At 67.1% G+C, this 16,650-nt stretch carries 19 protein-coding genes; 13 read left to right on the top strand and 6 right to left on the bottom strand.

Annotation, left to right across the window (positions count from 1 at the left end; translation table 11 throughout):
- The first annotated feature begins 51 nt into the window (after positions 1-51).
- Positions 52-945, top strand: a complete 894-nt coding sequence (gene pdxY / locus ACWPW1_RS16795) for a pyridoxal kinase PdxY (protein WP_271655668.1) — start codon at positions 52-54, stop codon at positions 943-945.
- A 170-nt stretch (positions 946-1,115) separates the two neighbouring features.
- On the opposite strand, the gene dksA is transcribed toward pdxY, so the two are convergent.
- Positions 1,116-1,520 (bottom strand): RNA polymerase-binding protein DksA, encoded by a 405-nt coding sequence (dksA, locus tag ACWPW1_RS16800; RefSeq protein WP_173149520.1) that lies wholly within the window; start codon positions 1,518-1,520, stop codon positions 1,116-1,118.
- 192 nt (positions 1,521-1,712) lie between these two features.
- Between dksA and ACWPW1_RS16805 the strand changes: the two genes are divergently transcribed.
- The 6 genes from ACWPW1_RS16805 to otnI all read left to right on the top strand — a co-directional run bounded on the left by ACWPW1_RS16805 (position 1,713) and on the right by otnI (position 7,661).
- Complete coding sequence (locus ACWPW1_RS16805; protein WP_017638637.1) at positions 1,713-2,417, top strand: FadR/GntR family transcriptional regulator; 705 nt, start codon at positions 1,713-1,715, stop codon at positions 2,415-2,417.
- A gap of 23 nt (positions 2,418-2,440) precedes the next feature.
- The gene (gene ltnD, locus ACWPW1_RS16810; RefSeq protein WP_454253478.1) at positions 2,441-3,334 is read left to right on the top strand and encodes an L-threonate dehydrogenase; all 894 of its coding nucleotides are present in this window, start codon (positions 2,441-2,443) and stop codon (positions 3,332-3,334) included.
- A 5-nt stretch (positions 3,335-3,339) separates the two neighbouring features.
- Positions 3,340-4,632, top strand: a complete 1,293-nt coding sequence (gene otnK / locus ACWPW1_RS16815) for a 3-oxo-tetronate kinase (protein ID WP_173149524.1) — start codon at positions 3,340-3,342, stop codon at positions 4,630-4,632.
- Entirely contained in the window at positions 4,629-5,267 is a 639-nt protein-coding gene (gene otnC, locus ACWPW1_RS16820; RefSeq protein WP_058790666.1) for a 3-oxo-tetronate 4-phosphate decarboxylase, read from the top strand. The genes otnK and otnC overlap by 4 nt, the downstream gene beginning before the upstream one ends.
- Before the next feature lie 139 nt (positions 5,268-5,406).
- Positions 5,407-6,867 carry a GntT/GntP/DsdX family permease gene (locus ACWPW1_RS16825; protein ID WP_454253479.1) on the top strand — a complete coding sequence of 487 codons (1,461 nt, stop codon included), beginning with the start codon at positions 5,407-5,409 and terminating at the stop codon, positions 6,865-6,867.
- A 14-nt stretch (positions 6,868-6,881) separates the two neighbouring features.
- Positions 6,882-7,661 (top strand): 2-oxo-tetronate isomerase, encoded by a 780-nt coding sequence (gene otnI, locus ACWPW1_RS16830; protein ID WP_323149581.1) that lies wholly within the window; start codon positions 6,882-6,884, stop codon positions 7,659-7,661.
- A 343-nt stretch (positions 7,662-8,004) separates the two neighbouring features.
- Here otnI and ACWPW1_RS16835 read toward each other — a convergent pair whose 3' ends face one another.
- A complete protein-coding gene (locus tag ACWPW1_RS16835; RefSeq protein ID WP_017640643.1) occupies positions 8,005-8,556 on the bottom strand; it encodes a hypothetical protein in 552 nt (183 codons plus the stop codon).
- A gap of 102 nt (positions 8,557-8,658) precedes the next feature.
- Here ACWPW1_RS16835 and xseA point away from each other — a divergent pair, with 102 nt between their 5' ends.
- Positions 8,659-10,038, top strand: coding sequence for an exodeoxyribonuclease VII large subunit (gene xseA, locus ACWPW1_RS16840; protein ID WP_454253480.1), 1,380 nt, complete (start codon positions 8,659-8,661; stop codon positions 10,036-10,038).
- 10 nt (positions 10,039-10,048) lie between these two features.
- Here xseA and ACWPW1_RS16845 read toward each other — a convergent pair whose 3' ends face one another.
- Positions 10,049-10,243 carry a hypothetical protein gene (locus ACWPW1_RS16845; RefSeq protein ID WP_454253481.1) on the bottom strand — a complete coding sequence of 65 codons (195 nt, stop codon included), beginning with the start codon at positions 10,241-10,243 and terminating at the stop codon, positions 10,049-10,051.
- A gap of 160 nt (positions 10,244-10,403) precedes the next feature.
- Here ACWPW1_RS16845 and ACWPW1_RS16850 point away from each other — a divergent pair, with 160 nt between their 5' ends.
- From ACWPW1_RS16850 to ACWPW1_RS16860, 3 genes are all read left to right on the top strand, one after another.
- On the top strand, positions 10,404-11,510 hold the full coding sequence (locus tag ACWPW1_RS16850) for an L-dopachrome tautomerase-related protein (protein WP_454253482.1): 1,107 nt from the start codon (positions 10,404-10,406) through the stop codon (positions 11,508-11,510).
- A gap of 75 nt (positions 11,511-11,585) precedes the next feature.
- Complete coding sequence (locus ACWPW1_RS16855) at positions 11,586-12,407, top strand: peptidoglycan DD-metalloendopeptidase family protein (protein WP_454253483.1); 822 nt, start codon at positions 11,586-11,588, stop codon at positions 12,405-12,407.
- 98 nt (positions 12,408-12,505) lie between these two features.
- Positions 12,506-12,712 carry a hypothetical protein gene (locus tag ACWPW1_RS16860; RefSeq protein WP_454253484.1) on the top strand — a complete coding sequence of 69 codons (207 nt, stop codon included), beginning with the start codon at positions 12,506-12,508 and terminating at the stop codon, positions 12,710-12,712.
- A gap of 3 nt (positions 12,713-12,715) precedes the next feature.
- On the opposite strand, the gene ACWPW1_RS16865 is transcribed toward ACWPW1_RS16860, so the two are convergent.
- Together ACWPW1_RS16865 and ACWPW1_RS16870 are read right to left on the bottom strand one after the other, a co-directional pair.
- Complete coding sequence (locus tag ACWPW1_RS16865; protein ID WP_454253485.1) at positions 12,716-13,270, bottom strand: DUF488 domain-containing protein; 555 nt, start codon at positions 13,268-13,270, stop codon at positions 12,716-12,718.
- Between the two features lie 6 nt (positions 13,271-13,276).
- A complete protein-coding gene (locus ACWPW1_RS16870; protein ID WP_059315814.1) occupies positions 13,277-13,666 on the bottom strand; it encodes a DUF6491 family protein in 390 nt (129 codons plus the stop codon).
- Positions 13,667-13,778: 112 nt separating this feature from the next.
- Here ACWPW1_RS16870 and ACWPW1_RS16875 point away from each other — a divergent pair, with 112 nt between their 5' ends.
- Together ACWPW1_RS16875 and ACWPW1_RS16880 are read left to right on the top strand one after the other, a co-directional pair.
- A complete protein-coding gene (locus ACWPW1_RS16875) occupies positions 13,779-15,059 on the top strand; it encodes a mechanosensitive ion channel family protein (protein WP_454253486.1) in 1,281 nt (426 codons plus the stop codon).
- Positions 15,060-15,087: 28 nt separating this feature from the next.
- Positions 15,088-15,756, top strand: coding sequence for a glutathione S-transferase family protein (locus ACWPW1_RS16880; RefSeq protein ID WP_454253487.1), 669 nt, complete (start codon positions 15,088-15,090; stop codon positions 15,754-15,756).
- 255 nt (positions 15,757-16,011) lie between these two features.
- Here ACWPW1_RS16880 and ACWPW1_RS16885 read toward each other — a convergent pair whose 3' ends face one another.
- Positions 16,012-16,440, bottom strand: coding sequence for a DUF4174 domain-containing protein (locus ACWPW1_RS16885; protein WP_454253488.1), 429 nt, complete (start codon positions 16,438-16,440; stop codon positions 16,012-16,014).
- Positions 16,441-16,650: the final 210 nt, after the last annotated feature.

The following is a 16,650-nucleotide window of genomic DNA, read 5'->3' on the forward strand; positions in this document are numbered from 1 at the left end:
AGATTCTTCGTTTTCGGCTCGGATCGCGAGCCCGCTGCCCAGGTGACCGCCATGCCCGCCGCCTTGCCCGCCCAGCCGCCGCTGGTGCTGTCCATCCAGTCCCATGTCGCCTATGGCCACGTCGGCAACGCCGCCGCCACCCTGCCGCTGCAACTGCTCGGCCTGCAGCCAGTGGTGGTCAACACGGTGCAGTTCTCCAATCACACCGGCTACGGCGAATTCAAGGGTCAGGTCTTTCCGCCCGAACATATCCACGACGTACTCGACGGCCTGCGCGCCCGTGGCGTCCTGGAGCGCTGCGTGGCGGTGCTCTCCGGCTACCTGGGCGACGCCGCCATCGGCGAGGTGATCCTCGGGGTGGTCCAGGAAATCCGCCGCCAGCGCAGCGACCTGCACTATCTCTGCGATCCGGTGATGGGCGACGTCGGCCGTGGCATCTTCGTCCGCCCCGGCATCCCTGACTTCCTGCGCCGTCGCGCCATCGAACAGGCCAGCCTGATCACCCCCAACCACTACGAATTCGAGCTGCTGCATGGCCAGCCGCTGGCGGATACCGCCGACGCCGTGGGCGCCGCCCGCCTGCTGCTGGGGCGCCCAGGTCAGCCGGGCCCCGCGACCATCGTCATCACCAGCCTGCGCACCCCGGACCTGCCCGCCGACGTCCTCAGTACTCTGGTGGTGGAGAGCCAGGATGCCTGGCTGGTGCAGACGCCCTACCTGGACCTGCAGCCACTGCCCAACGGCATGGGTGACGTCTTCTCGGCGGTGCTGCTCGGCCAGTTGCTGAACGGCCAATCGACGCCCGTGGCAGCCTCCCACGCGGTCAGCGCCCTCTACGCCCTGGTCGCCCGCACCGCTCCCGGCAGCCGCGACCTGCCCCTGATCGCTGCCCGCGATCAGATCGTGCGTCCAAGCGAGCTGTTCGAGGCGCAACGGCTTTCGTAGGTTGGGCTGAGCGTTAGCGAAGCCTAACGGTACCGTGCTCGGCCTTGCTCTGTTGGGCTTCGACGATAGAGCCGTCTCAGCCCAACCTACTGGCGACCCTTCCTGCGCCATACCGCCCCCTCTCCCCTCGGGAGAGGGCTGGGGTGAGGGAAAGCCCAGTCACCGCACCCTCATGACGACTGCATATGCCGCTCGCGCTGCTCCTGGCGTTCCTTGGCTTCGACGCCAAGGGTGGCAGTGGGTCTCAGCAGCAGCCGTGCCAGGCCGATGGGTTCGCCGGTCTCCTCGCACCACCCATACTCATCACGGGCCAGGCGCTCCAGCGCCTCGTCGATCTTGTCCAGCAGCTTCTTCTCCCGCTCCAGCTGGCGCAGTTGCCATTGCCGCTGCTGCTCGGCGTTACCGACATCGGCCGGATCGCCGTGGGCGTCCATGCCACGCAGGTCTTCCACCTGCTCGTCGATCAGCCGCTGCAGATCGCCACGCTGATCGAGCAGCAGCCGGCGAAAGAAGTCGCGCTGGGCCTCGTTCATGTAGGCCGACTCGGGTTGGGCCAAGAGTTCTTCAGGGGTCATACGACAGCGCTCCTCGATACAAATGTTATATTATAACACTTCACAAGTGCTCTAGCCTGGGTCTTGTACCTAGCGAAGCCGTCACAAAAATCTCGTAGTGCCTTTGCCAAACCACTACACAAAGCCAAAAGGCTATGAGAAAGTAGCGCCACAACCTGTATGACAACCTTACAACCACAACAGCAGGTCTCTATGTTCGCCAAGGTCCCCGCCAATGTGCTGAGCGATAACGTCGCTCAACAGCTGCTGGACAAGATCGAAGCCGGTGTCTTCGCCCCCGGCAGCAAGATCCCCAGCGAAGCCCTGCTCTCCGAAGCCTTCGGCGTCAGCCGTACCGTGGTGCGCGAAGCCATCTCGCGGCTGAAGAACGAAGGCGTGCTGCAGCCCCAGCAGGGGCGCGGCATCTTCGTCACCACCCACGCCAGCATCCGCCCGCTGCGTATCGACGCCGACGAAGCCAGCCTGCCCGGTAGCGTCTTCCACCTGCTGGCCCTGCGCCGCGCCGTCGAGGCAGAGATCGCCTCCGAGGCCGCCATCAACCGCAGCGAAGCCGACCTGGTGGCCATCGACGAGGCCTTGGCCGCCATCGACGAAGACGTCGCCGACGGCCACGACGGGGTACGCGCCGACGTCGCCTTCCACCGCACCATCGCCCAGGCCGCCGGCAACCCCTACTTCATCAAGACCCTGGAATTCGTCAGCCAGTACCTGGAGACGGCCACGCGCATCACCCGTACCAACGAGGCGCGGCGCGAGGACTTTTCCCGCCAGGTGCACGAAGAACACCAGGCCATCGTTGCCGCCATCCGCCTCGGTGACCCCCTGGCCGCCGCCAATGCCGCCCGCCAGCACATCTACAACGCCGCCCGCCGCCTGCGACAGGCCGGCTTCGCCTGACCACCTTTCTGGAGAACAACAAGATGCAAGACAACGTCGGTGTCATCGGCCTCGGGGCCATGGGTCTGGGCGTCGCCCGTTCGCTGCTGCGCGCGGGTTTCGCCGTGCATGCCTGCGATGTGCGTGCCAGCGTGCTGGAAAGCTTCGCCAGCGAAGGTGGCGTAGCCTGCACCTCGCCTGCGGCCCTGGCCGACAGCTGCGACATCCTGATCACCGTGGTGGTCAACGCCGAGCAGACCGAAGCTGTGCTGTTCGGTGAAGGCGGCGCCGCCTCTGCCCTGCGGCCGGGCAGCCTGGTGATCGCCTGCGCCACCGTGGCCCCGGCCTACGCCGTGGAGCTGGGCGAGCGCCTGGCCCAGCGTGGCATCCTGCTCTTGGACGCCCCGCTCTCCGGCGGCGCGGCCAAGGCCGCCAGCGGCGAGATGACCATGATGACCTCCGGTACCGCCGAGGCCTACGCCAGAGGCGAAGCGGTACTGGCCGCCATGGCTGGCAAGGTCTATCGCCTGGGCGATGCGCCCGGCCAGGGCTCCAAGGTCAAGATCATCAACCAGCTGCTGGCCGGGGTGCACATCGCCGCCTCCGCCGAGGCCATGGCCCTGGGCCTGCGCGAAGGCGTCGATCCGGACGCCCTCTATGAGGTCATCACGCACAGCGCCGGCAATTCCTGGATGTTCGAGAATCGCGTGCCGCACATCCTCAAGGCTGACTACACCCCGCTGTCCGCCGTGGACATCTTCGTCAAGGACCTGGGCCTGGTGCTGGATACCGCGCGCACCTCGAAATTCCCGCTGCCGCTGTCGGCCACCGCCCACCAGATGTTCATGCAGGCGTCCACCGCCGGCCATGGTCGTGAAGACGACTCGGCGGTGATCAAGATCTTCCCGGGCATCGAGCTGCCCAAGGCCGCGGAGTGAAACCCATGAGCCAGACCGAGACCCGCCCGCTGCTGGGCTGCATCGCCGACGACTTCACCGGCGCCACCGATCTCGCCAACATGCTGGTGCGTGGCGGCATGCGCACCGTGCAGGTGATCGGCGTGCCCGCAGCCGACGCCGAACTGGAGGCCGCCGACGCCGTGGTAGTGGCGCTGAAATCCCGCACCACGCCGGCCGCCGAGGCTGTGAGCGAATCCCTGGCCGCCCTCGCCTGGCTGCGCCAGCGCGGCTGCCGGCAGTTCTTCTTCAAGTACTGCTCGACCTTCGATTCCACCGCCGAAGGCAATATCGGCCCGGTGGCCGAGGCGCTGCAGGAGGCGCTGGACTGCGACTTCACCCTGGCCTGCCCGGCCTTCCCGGAAACCGGGCGCACCCTGTTCCGCGGCCACCTGTTCGTGCAGGACCAGCTACTCAGCGAATCCGGCATGCAGCATCACCCGCTGACGCCCATGGGCGACGCCAATCTGGTGCGGGTGCTGCAGGCGCAGAGCCGCGGCACCGTCGGACTGCTGCGCTATGACCAGGTCGCTAAAGGCCCGGAGGCCGTGCGCGCAGCTATCGACGAGTTGCGTCGCTCGGGTCATCGCCTGGCCATCGCCGATGCCCTGTCCGACGCCGACCTGCATACCCTGGGCGCGGCCTGTGCCGAGCTGCCCCTGGTCACCGGCGGCTCGGGCATCGCCCAAGGCCTGCCGGAGAATTTCCGCCGCGCCGGCCTGCTCCAGGCCCATGATGCCGCCGCCCTCGACCTGCCCGCCGGTGGCGAGGCGGTACTGGCCGGCAGCGCCTCCCAGGCCACCAATGGCCAGGTCGCCGCCTGGCTGGAAGCCGGTCGTCCCGCGCTACGCCTGGACCCGCTGGCCCTGGCCCGGGGTGACGACTCCATCGACGCCGCCCTCGCCTGGGCGCGCGAGCAGGGCCAGGCCGTGCTCATCTATGCCACCAGTCCCGCCGACGAGGTCAAGGCCATCCAGCGCGAGCTGGGCGTGGCGCGCGCCGGTGAACTGGTGGAACGTGCCCTCGGCCTGATCGCCCGCGGCCTGTTCGATCAGGGCGTGCGCCGCCTGGTGGTGGCTGGCGGCGAAACCTCCGGCGCCGTGGTCCAGGCCCTGGGCGTGCAAAGCCTGCGCATCGGTGCCCAGATCGATCCGGGCGTGCCGGCCACCCTCGGCCAGGTCGCGGGCGAACCCCTGGCCCTGGCGCTCAAGTCCGGCAACTTCGGCAGTCGCGACTTCTTCGCCAAGGCGCTGCGTCAGCTGGCAGGAGAGCAGGCATGAGCGTCGAAGCCCGTCTGCGCGAAGAGATCTGCACCGTCGGCGCCAGCCTCTATGCCCGCGGCTACACCGTGGGCAGCGCCGGCAACATCAGCGCCCGCCTGGAAGACGGCTGGCTGATCACCCCCACCGACGCCTGCCTGGGTCGCCTGGATCCGGCCGCCATCGCCAAGGTCGGCCTGGATGGCGACTGGGTCTCCGGCGACAAGCCGTCCAAGACCCTGGCCCTGCATCGTCAGGTCTATGACCGCAACCCGGGCGTGGGCGGCGTGGTGCACACCCACTCCACCCACCTGGTGGCCCTGACCCTGGCTGGCGTCTGGCGCCCCGACGACATTCTGCCGCCGATCACCCCCTACCAGGTGATGAAGGTCGGCCATATCCCGCTGATTCCCTATGCCCGCCCCGGCGCCGCCAGCGTCGCCGAGCAGGTGGCGCAACTGGCCAACCGGGTAAGGGGCGTGATGCTCGAACGCCTCGGCCCGGTGGTCTGGGAGAGCAGCGTGAGCAAGGCCAGCTTCGCCCTGGAGGAGCTGGAAGAAACCGCGCGGCTGTGGCTGCTGACCGAGCCGCGACCGGCGCCGCTCGATGCTGCCGCCCTGGCCGAACTGGCGGAGACCTTCGGCGCCGTCTGGTGACCTGAAGCCCGCGCTACCGCAATACCCCCACGATGGCCCTTGCCGGCCGTCGCGGGATCGGCTTGCCCTGGAAAAACAACAATAGCGAGGAAAGTGCCATGTCTTACGTCGTCAGCCCTACCCACCCGGAGTCCCGTTCATGAGTCCGTTGCTCCTGGTCCTCATCGCCGCGGCGGGCATCGCCCTGCTGCTGTTACTGGTCCTCAAGTACAAGTTCCAGCCCTTCGTGGCGCTGATGCTGGTGAGCATCCTGGTAGCCCTGGCGGCCGGGGTGGAACCGTCCAAGCTGGTGGCCACCATCGAAGGCGGCATGGGCAAGATTCTCGGCCACATCGCCATCATCATCGCCCTGGGCGCCATGATCGGCCGCATCATCGAACTCTCCGGCGGCGCCGAGGCCCTGGCCAAGACGCTGATCGAGCGCTTCGGCAATAGACGCACGCCACTGGCCCTGACCCTGGCCGGCTTCCTGGTCGGCATCCCGGTGTTCTTCGAAGTCGGGGTGATCGTGCTGATGCCGCTGGCCTATGGCATCGCCCGCACCGCGCGCAAACCGCTGATCGTCTTTGCCCTGCCAATGTGCGCCACCATGCTCACCGTGCACGCCATGCTGCCGCCCCATCCGGGCGCCGTTGCCGCCGCCGGCCAGTTGGGCGCCGACCTGGGTCGGGTGCTGCTGTTCGGCCTGCCGATCACCGCCGTGCTGGCCCTGATCGGCTGGTGGGTGGCCGGGCGCATGACCCGTCGTCACTACCCCATGACCGACGACATCCGCAGCGACGTCTATGGTCCGCAGATCACCGACACCCATCTGCAGCAGTGGGGCCGCGGCCAGGACATGGCCCCCGGCCTGCCCAGCCTCGGCGCCGCCGCGGTCAAGGTCGACGAGACCCCGGCCGGCCTCGCCGCCGGCCTGCCGCCCGCCCCGGCCCCCGGCTTCGGCCTGGTGGTGACCCTGATCCTGCTGCCCATCGTGCTGATCCTGCTGGGCACCCTGGCCACCAGCTGGCTACCGGCCGGCAACCTGCTGCGCGACATCTTCACCGTGATTGGCGCGCCCCTGGTGGCGCTGCTGATCGACACCCTGCTGTGCGCCTATGTGCTGGGCTTCCGCCGTGGCTGGTCGCGCGAGCAGGTCTCGGACGTCATCGGCTCGGCGCTGCCCGGCGTCGCCATGGTCATCCTCATCGCCGGCGCCGGCGGCGTCTTCGGCAAGGTGCTGGTGGACACCGGCATCGGCGCGGTGGTCTCGGAGCTGCTGCGCGCCACCGGCCTGCCGGTGCTGGCGCTGGGCTTCGTGCTGACCCTGCTACTGCGCGCGGTCCAGGGTTCCACCACCGTGGCCCTGGTCACCACCGCCGGCATCCTCGGCCCGCTGATTGCTACCCTGGACCTCTCGGCCAACCACATGGCCCTGCTCTGCCTGGCCATGGGCGCCGGTGGTCTGGCCGTGTCGCACATCAACGACGCCGGCTACTGGATCTTCACCAAGCTGGTCGGCCTGAGCGTCGCCGACGGCTTGCGCACCTGGACCGTCCTGACCACCCTGCTGGGGTGCCTGGGCTTCACCATCACCCTGCTGCTCTGGCCCTTCGTCTGACCTGGGAGACCCTCATGCCTCGTTTTGCCGCCAACCTCAGCATGCTCTACCCCGAGCATGCCTTTCTCGACCGCTTCGCCGCCGCCGCCGCGGACGGCTTCGAGGCCGTGGAATACCTCTTCCCCTACGACCACAGCGCCGCCGAGATCAAGACGCGTCTGGACGCCGCCGGCCTGACCCAGGTGCTGTTCAACGCCCCGCCCGGTGACTGGGCGGCCGGCGAGCGCGGCCTGGCTGCCCTGCCCGGTCGCGAAGCCGAATGCCGCGCCGGCATCGACCGCGCACTGGAATACGCCGCCGTGCTGGGCAATCGCCTGGTACACGTGATGGCCGGGCTGCTGCCCGCCGAGGTCGACCGGGCCCGCGCCCGCGACACCTACCTGGGCAACCTGACCTATGCCGCCGAACAGGCGGCCAAGGCCGGGGTGACGATCCTCATCGAGCCCATCAACGGGCGCGACATGCCCGGCTATTTCCTCAATCGCCAGGACGACGCCCAGGCCATCCGCCAGGCCATAGGCGCCAGCAATCTCAAGGTGCAGTTCGACTGCTACCACTGCCAGATCGTCGAGGGCGACGTCAGCAAGACCTTCGAACGCGACTTCGCCGGCATCGGCCATGTGCAGATCGCCGGCGTGCCCGATCGCCACGAACCGGACCTGGGCGAGTTGCACTATCCCTACCTGTTCGAGCGCTTCGACGCCCTCGGCTACGACGGCTGGATCGGCTGCGAATACCGTCCGCGGGGCGACACCTCGGCCGGGCTGGAGTGGCTGCGCAAACTGAAGGCTTGAAAGCCGTAGGTTGGGCTGAGCGCAGCAAAGCCCAACACCTCGCAACGCCAGTCGCGTGCCCCTGTTGGGCTTCGACGAAAGAGCCGTCTCAACCCAACCTACAATCTCCCGTAGGTTGGGTTGGGCAACGAAGCCCAACACTGCGCCCTTCCAGCTTGTAGCGTGGACAACGGCGCAGCCTTGTCACCGTCAGGCACCTAGGCCCAGTGGAAAACGCCAGGCGGTTTTCCACGCTACGGATCTATGGCTCCATCGCGGCCATGCCAGTGCGCCGTAGCGACCGCTCCTACAGAGCTGATGTTCCTGTAGGAGCGGCCCATGGCCGCGATAGACCCACCCGCCCCTACACCTCCACCACCGCCAACGGCTGACCCAGCCGCCTCCGGAATTCCTCCAGGAAGGCCGGGGCGAAGGCCCGGGCCGGCCAGTGGTTGAAGATGAAGCCCAGGTCGGAAAATGCGCACGGCTGGGGGAAGTCGAAGCCGTTGATGTCGTCTTCGTGGTCGCATTCCGGGCAGGCGAAGTTATCGCTTTCCGCCGGCATCCAGACTTCCAGATGTTCGAACAGCGCCTCGCCGATCTCGCGGCGGCAGGCGGGGCAGCGCGCCCGACCTTCGAAGCCGTCCAGCGGAGTGAAGATGCAGCGTTCGGTGACGATTTCCAGGCCGCCGTCGGCGAAGTCGCGCGGATCGTCCATGCCTGGCGTCAGGCGCAGCACCTCGGTCAGTCGCGGACCCGGCGCATGGCCACGCCGGCCGCGACTGGGCAGACAGGGCGAGGCCTCGGCCCTGACCACGCCGCTGGCGGCGAGCCAGCCAAGGATCTCCACGGCGGTACGCTCCACCCGCGGATGGCTGGAAATGCGGGGAGCAAGGATGGTCTGGCGCAGGGTCATGGAACGCGGGTCTCGAAGGAAGGGGCGCGCAGCTTAATGGGCTGCTCGCCCCGCGCCCAGAGCTGCTAAGGTGAGGCCGACGAAAGCCACAGATAGCGCCCCATGTTCAAGGATCCCTTCGCTCGCCTCGGCCTCGACCGCGAGGTGCTCAGCGTCAGCCAGCTCAACAGCCGCGCCCGGGTGCTGCTGGAAGACGTCTTCGCCCAGGTCTGGGTCGAGGGCGAGATTTCCAACTTGGCCAAGCCGGCCTCCGGCCACCTGTACTTCACCCTCAAGGATGGCCAGGCCCAGGTACGCTGCGCACTGTTCCGCCAGCACGCCAGCCGGGTACGGCAAGCCCTGCGCGACGGCCTGGCGGTCAAGGTACGCGGCAAGGTCTCGCTGTTCGAAGGCCGCGGCGACTACCAGCTGATCCTCGACAGCGTCGAGCCGGCCGGCGACGGCGCCCTGCGCCTGGCCTTCGAGGCCCTCAAGGAGCGCCTGGCCGCCGAAGGCCTCTTCGCCGCCGAACGCAAGCGAACGCTGCCCGCCCATCCCCAGCGCATCGGCATCGTTTCCTCGCCCACTGGCGCGGTAATCCGCGACATCGTCAGCGTCTTCAAGCGACGGGCGCCCCAGGTCGAGCTGACGCTGATTCCTACCGCCGTGCAGGGCCGCGAGGCCACTGCCCAGATCGTCCGCGCCCTGCAATTGGCCGACCGCCAAGGCTTCGACGCTCTGATCCTGGCCCGTGGCGGCGGTTCGCTGGAAGACCTCTGGTGCTTCAACGAAGAACCCGTGGCCCGCGCCCTGGCGGCCTGCCAGACCCCGGTGGTAAGCGCCGTGGGCCACGAGACCGATGTCTCCATCGCCGACTTCGTCGCCGATGTCCGCGCACCCACCCCTTCGGCCGCGGCGGAATTGCTCGCCCCCCATAGCGCCGACCTGCGCCAGCGCCTGGACAGTCTGCACCGCCAGTTGCTGCTGCGCATGCGCGAGCGCCTGGCCCGCGAGCGACTGCGCCTGGACGCCTGCAGCCGGCGCCTGCGTCATCCTGGCGAGCGCCTGCGCCAGCAGGCCCAACGCCTGGATGATCTGGATCTGCGTTTGCGGCGTGCCTATGTCATCGCCCAGAATCGTCGCCGCGATCGCCTGGCCCACCTGGATACCCGCCTGGCCGGCCAGCATCCCGGGCGCCAACTGGCCTTGCTGCGCCAGCGCCTAGAGCAGCTCGCCGAACAACTGCCCCGGGTCATGCAACGACAGCTGAAGGAACGTCAGCAACGCCTGGCTGGCGCGGTCCAGACCCTACAGATCGTCAGCCCGCTGGCCACCCTGGGCCGTGGCTACAGCATCCTCCTCGACGAACGCGGCCAGGCCGTGCGTGCGGCCGGCCAGGTACAGCCCGGTCAGAGGCTCCATGCCCGCCTGGCCGAAGGCGAGCTGGAGGTACGGGTGCTGGACAATCACCAGGCACCGGTCACCCTGTCGTTGCTGGACTGACGCTGGCGCCTCAGGGCGCCTTGGTCCCCGGATTGCCATGCTCCACGGTGCGCTCGGGCGACTGAGTGGCCGGATCGCTGCCGGGCGTGCTCTTCTGCACCACTTCGCTGCGCTGGGGCGGCGGGGTCTCCGGTGATTTGTCGCAACCGGCGAGTACCGCACTCAGGGTAAGCAAGGCCAGGCTGCTGGCGATGGGACGGAACATGGTCTTCTCCTCTGGGGTTTCAGGGAGGACCCCGGGATTTCCACGGACGTTCCCGCGCGGGCCAACGGCCAGCCGGCTGTCGGCCCTGGCGATCTTCCAGGCGGGCGGCGCAGTCGTACCTGCAGGACCGGTCCCTCCGGTCGCCCACCAGGATCCCACCATGTCCAGACCCGCCCTCAGCCGCCTTGCACTGGCCACGCTATTGACCGCCCTGCCCCAGGCACCTGCCGCCTTTGCTGCCGAGTCCAGCGCCAAGCTGGAAAAGGTCGCCAGCTTCGATCATCAGGTCACTGGCGTTACCGTCAGCGAGAACGGTCGGATCTTCGTCAACTTCCCGCGCTGGACCGAGGACAGCGAAGTCTCGGTAGCTGAACTCAAACCCGACGGTAGCCTGGTGCCCTATCCGGATCCGGCCTGGAACGGCTGGCGCAATGCCAAGCGCGATGAGCTGACGCCAGGCAATCACTGGGTGTGCGTGCAATCCGTGGTGGCCGACGGCCGTGGCAACCTCTGGGTCATCGACCCGGGCGCCCCAGCCCAGGCTCTGGTGGTGCCAGGGGCACCCAAGCTGGTGAAGATCGACTTGGCCAGCAACCAGGTGAGCAAGGTCTACGCGCTGGACGAGAGCGTGGCGCCCCAGGGCAGCTACCTCAACGACGTCCGTCTCAGTCCGGATGGCCGCCATGCCTACATCACCGATTCCGGCGCACGCGGGGCCCTGGTGGTGCTGGACCTGGACAGCGGCAAGGCGCGCCGCGCCCTGGATGGCGATCCCAGCACCCAGGCCGAGAAGGGCGTCAAGGTCAAGGCCGACGGCAAGCCGCTGATGCGTCCGGATGGCCGTGGCGTGGAATTCTCCGCCGATGGCATCGCCCTCTCCCCGGCCGGTGACTATCTCTACTGGCAGGCGGTCAAGGGCAACACCCTCTATCGCATCGCCACCGCCAGCCTGCAGGGCGATGAGCTCGCCAGCCTGCCGGCCAAGGTGGAAAAGGTCGGCGAGAACGGCCCGGCCGATGGCCTGCTGATGGATCCGCAAGGACGTCTCTATGTCAGCGCGGTGGAAGAGCATGCGGTGAAGGTCCGCGAGAACGGTCAGCTCACTACCCTGGTACAGGACAAGCAGCTGATCTGGCCGGACACCTTTGGCCGCGGCCCGGATGGCACCGTCTATGTCACGGATTCGCGCATCCCCGAGATGAATTTCTTCGATCCAAAACAGAAGCCGGCGCTGGAAACCGTGCTCTACAAGATCGTCCCCAACTGATGAAGAATGCCGCGGGCGCCTTGCCCGCGGCCCTTGCCTGCCCCAGCATGGGTGTTTTCGTCGCTGGAAATTCCCATGTCCCGCCTGCTGCCGCTGCTCTGCTGCCTGTTCCTCGCCCTGCCCGCCCATGCCGGTACCTACCTGCAACGCCTGCTGGACAAGCCCGTGCCGGGCGGCGTCGCCGTGGTCCCCATTCCGGGTGACGCGGCGCCGCGGGTGCGCTACCAGGGCAAGCCGGTGCTGGTGGTCAAGGATGGCAACAGCTGGGTGGCCATCGTCGGCATCCCCCTGGGCACCGCAGCAGGCCGCCAGCCATTGGAAGTCGTCGGCGCCACGCCCCTGGCGTTCACGGTTGGTAGCCGGCACTACGCCGAGCAGCGCATCACCCTGAAGAACCAGCGCCAGGTCACGCCCAATCCCGAAGACCTGAAGCGTTTCGAGCGCGAACTGGCCGAACAGCAGGCCGCCTACCGATTGTTCTCGTCCAACCAGCCCAGCAACCTGCTGCTGGACAAGCCCGTGGACGGTCCGCTCTCCAGTCCCTTCGGCCTGCGCCGCTTCTTCAACGGCCAGGAGCGTAACCCGCACTCGGGCCTGGACTTCGCCGTGCCTGCCGGCACCCCGGTCAAGGCCCCGGCCGCCGGCAAGGTGGTACTGGTGGGTGACTACTTCTTCAACGGCAAGACGGTGTTCGTCGATCACGGGCAGGGCCTGATCAGCATGTTCTGCCACCTCTCGCGCATCGATGTGCAGGTCGGTCAGGAGGTCCCGCGTGGCGGCGTGGTCGGTCGCGTCGGCAGCACCGGCCGCGCCACGGGTCCGCACCTGCACTGGAACGTCAGTCTCAATGACGTGCGGGTCGACCCGAGCATCTTCATTGGCGCCTTCAAGCCCTGACCGTAAGCAAACAATTGGTTGCAGTCGGGGGCATTGCCAGGCGTCCGGCGCTGGCTTAAAAGGGACGCCCTTCTCCGCCTCGACCTGGAACCGCCGCCATGACCCCAAGACCCCGCTTCGGCAGCGCCCTCGGCAGCATCCTGCTGGTCACCGCGGCCTGCTACCTGCTCGTGGGCTTCTCCCAGGGCTTCGTGCTGTCGGCCTGGTCCTGGCGCACCTGGCTGGTCTTCGCCGTCATGGTGACGATCTATCCGGTCGGCCTCTTCGCCGGCTGGTGGAAAAAGCGCGACCCAGTGGAGCCTTAGTTCCTAGCCCCAGCCGTGGCGGGCATAGGCCCGCTGGAGCCGTTCCTCTAGCGAATTGAACAGATCGCCGTCCGCCAGGCCGCTCGTGGCCAATAGCCGGTCCTCCAGCTCGGCCTGGCTTTCCAGCCGACCGTCCGGATGGATATGAGTGACCGCCAGGCCCCGCTGCCTCAGACAGGGCGCTACCAGCAATCCACGGTGACAGGTCAGGGGATCGCGCTCCGCGCACAGCAGGGCGATCCGCCAGCGTGCCTGGCCCTGCTCCAGGCGCAGCAGCCCCCGCTGAAACAGCGCACTGGCGGCCAGGCGGTCATAGCGCACCTGCCCATCCTCATAGTGCGCCGGATCCGGGCTGCGTGCGCCCAGCTCCTGGCCCAGGAACACATAGGCGATCCCGGCGGCCGCCAACCCTTCGCGCAAGGCCTCTCGGCGATACTGGGGCACGTGTCGGCTATAGGGCTGCGAGCGCACATCGGCCACGGCCGTCACCTCCTGCGCCTGCAGCAGTTCGATATAGCGCGCCAGTGGGTGATTGGAATGTCCGAGGGTCAGGATCATCGCGTTTCAGCGTAAGGGATCGAGGCGATACAGGCCGCCAATGGGGCACTCCATCCGACTGCCCCGGGCATCGGTTGACACCAGGAAGTCGCCCGGACGCAGGCCAGCGGCCCGCGAGCGATAGCCCAGCCGATTGCCAGCGGCAAGATTACGACAGGGTACGGCGAAGTCCACCAGGTAAGCACGGCCAAGCCCGGTACCCAGCGCCAGATGCCCGGCATCCAGGTAATGCCAGCCGGAGAGATCGAACCCCAGGATGGTGTCCAGGGCAGCGCCCTGCCGATAGCCCAGGTCGGCCAGGCGATCATCCAGAGTCGGCGGACCGAAGGGACGCCCGGCGCAACCGGCGAGCAGCAGTGTCGCGGCGACGGTAAGAACAGCAGCTAAGGGACGCATGGATATCTTCCTGAAAGGGCTGAACCTATGACCGACCGCAGATGACGAATACGGCAAGCAGGGCCCAGCTTTGCTAACGTGGCGTCCGTAGTATCCCGTCAAGAGACCCCCTATGCCCACGGCCCTGACCCGACTGATCGACGACCTCGAAAAACACCCCCAACTGCTCACCCTGGTAGCCTGCCTCGGCCTCCTGCTGGCCGCCTGGGTCCTCAACTGGATCGTCAAGCGCATCCTGGTGCGCGGCTTCTATCGCCTGCTGCGCAGCACCTCCTTCGGCCAGGATCACGAACTCAATCACCACAGGGTCATCGGCCGGCTGGCCAACATCGTCCCGGCCCTGGTGCTCTCGATCGGCATCGAGCTGGTGCCGGGTCGCCCCGACGCCCTGGTCACCGTGGTGCAGAATGTCTGCAGCGCCTTCATCGTGCTGACCATCGCCCTGGCCCTGGGCAGCGCCCTGAACATGGTCAACGTGCTCTATTCGCGGCGCCCTTCGGCGCGGCTCAAGCCGATCAAGGGCTACGTCCAGGTCAGCAAGATCGTCATCTACGCCATCGCGGTCATCCTGATGATCGCCACCCTGATCGACCGCTCGCCGCTGATCCTGCTCTCCGGCCTCGGTGCCATGGCCGCGGTGCTGCTGTTGATCTTCCAGGACACCCTGCTCTCCCTGGTGGCCAGCGTGCAGATCTCCAGCAACGACATCATCCGCGTCGGCGACTGGATCGAAATGCCCCAGCTCAACGCCGATGGCGACGTCATCGACATCGCCCTGCACACGGTCAAGGTGCAGAACTTCGACAAGACCATCACCACCATCCCCACCAAGAGATTCATCACCGACTCCTTCCGCAACTACCGCGGCATGCAGGAGGCCGGTGGCCGGCGCATCAAGCGGGCGCTCAACATCGACCAGAACAGCGTGCACTTCCTCAGCGACACCGAGCGCGAGCACCTGCACCGCTTCAACCTGCTGGATGACTACCTCACCGCCAAGGAGCAGGAACTGGCGGACTGGAACCGCAAGCTGGAAAAACGCGGCCAGGAACCGGTCAACACCCGCCGGGTGACCAACCTGGGTACCTTTCGCGCCTATGTGGAGCGCTACCTGCGTGCCCATCCCGGGGTCCACCAGGGCATGACCCTGCTGGTACGCCAGATGCCGCTCTCCGGCGAGGGTCTGCCGGTGGAGATCTATTGCTTCACCAACACCACGGTGTGGGCGCAATATGAGGGCATCCAGGGGGACATCTTCGATCACCTGCTCTCCATCCTCCCGGAATTCGGCCTGCATGTGTTCCAACACCCGAGCGGACGCGACTTCCGCGGGCGCCTGGAACCGCGCGAGGCGATGACCTCCCTTGGCGAACCGGGCACTCCGGCGCCCTGATCGTCCGTCCCCGGCCTAAGGAAAGACCATGATCATCGTCCACCACCTGAACAACTCCCGCTCCCAGCGGGTGCTCTGGCTGCTCGAAGAGCTTGGCATCGATTATCGGGTACAGCGCTACGAACGCGCCGCCGGCGGGCTGTTCGCGCCGCCGGAATTGCGCAAGGTGCATCCCCTGGGCAAGTCGCCGATAATCGTCGACGGCGACCTGACCCTGGCCGAATCCGGCGCCATCGTCGACTACCTGGCACGGCGCTACGGGCCGCAACTGCTGCCGGCCCAGGACAGTCCCGAGTTCGTGCGCTACACCTACTGGCTGCACTACGCCGAGGGCTCGGCCATGACACCGCTGCTGCTCAAGCTGGTGTTCGACCGTATCGCCACCTCGCCCATGCCCTTCTTCGCCAGGCCCATCGCCAAGGGCATCGCCGCCAAGGCCACCGCGAGCTTCATCCAGCCCCAGCTGGACCTGCACCTGGACTACCTGGAAAGCCAACTGGGCGCCAGCGGCTGGTTCGTCGGCGACCGCTTCACCGCGGCCGACATCCAGCTCAGCTTCCCCCTGGAAGCCGCCGCCAGCCGCGCTGGCCTGGACAACGGCAAGCGCCCCAAGCTGGTGGACTTCCTCCAACGCATCCACGCCCGCCCGGCTTATCAACGGGCGCTGGAGCAGGGTGGGCCCTACGTCTACGCCTGAGGCTGGGCTTGTTGGGCTTCGCTAAACGCTCAACCCAACCTACGGTCCTGCGCTTCCTCTCCCTCGGGGAAAGGCTGGTGTGAGGGGAAACTCCAGCCCCGTAGCGTGGAAAACCGCGCCAGCGTTTTCCACTGAGGGCCCGGTACCTTAGCCGCGTGGACAAGGCTGTGCCGTTGTCCACCCTACACTGCGTCCAGCTGGTCTCGAAGTGCCCCCTCTCCCTCTGGGAGAGGGCTGGGGTGAGGGCGCCCACCCCTACCGCCGCATCGGCATCCGGTCGACCGTGCCGAACAAGGCCTTGAGCGACCACCCCTGCTCTTCGCGTACCTTGATCCCACCGTCCTTGCCTACCAGATAAAGCGTCGCCGGTTGTCCCACACGGGCATCCAGCGCCTTGAGCAGCGCCTGGGTCTGCTCCGGACGCAATGGCTGGTCATTGCGACTGCCCGCCTCGCCCACCACCATGTAGAGCACCATCTCCCGCTCAGCGAAAGCTTCGCGATTGGCCGGTTGCGCCAGCTCCTCGCGTAGCTTCACGACCTGGGGATCGTTCGCCGTCGGCGCGACCAGGATCAGCGGACGCGTCTTCCAGCGTTCCGCCTCAAGAGGATTGTCCGCAGCCTGAGCTGCCGCCAAGCCAGAGATCAGGGTGGTCACCAGCCCTGCCAGCGCGAGAGTCTTCATGGACGCCCTCCTTCCGTTCGTTGCCAAGAGTCGTCCAGCATTGACCCCGGACCGGCGCCAGGGATCGCCTTTGCGATTCCGGGGTACACAAAAATCGCTACGAGCATTATTCATAAACCACCAATATCAGCGTCTTTCCAGCAATAAATCTTCAATAGAAATAACTAAGCAAACATTCCTGCCAATTTTAAAAAGAACATTGCGAGCACT

Source organism: Pseudomonas sp. Marseille-Q7302 (genome assembly GCF_965111925.1).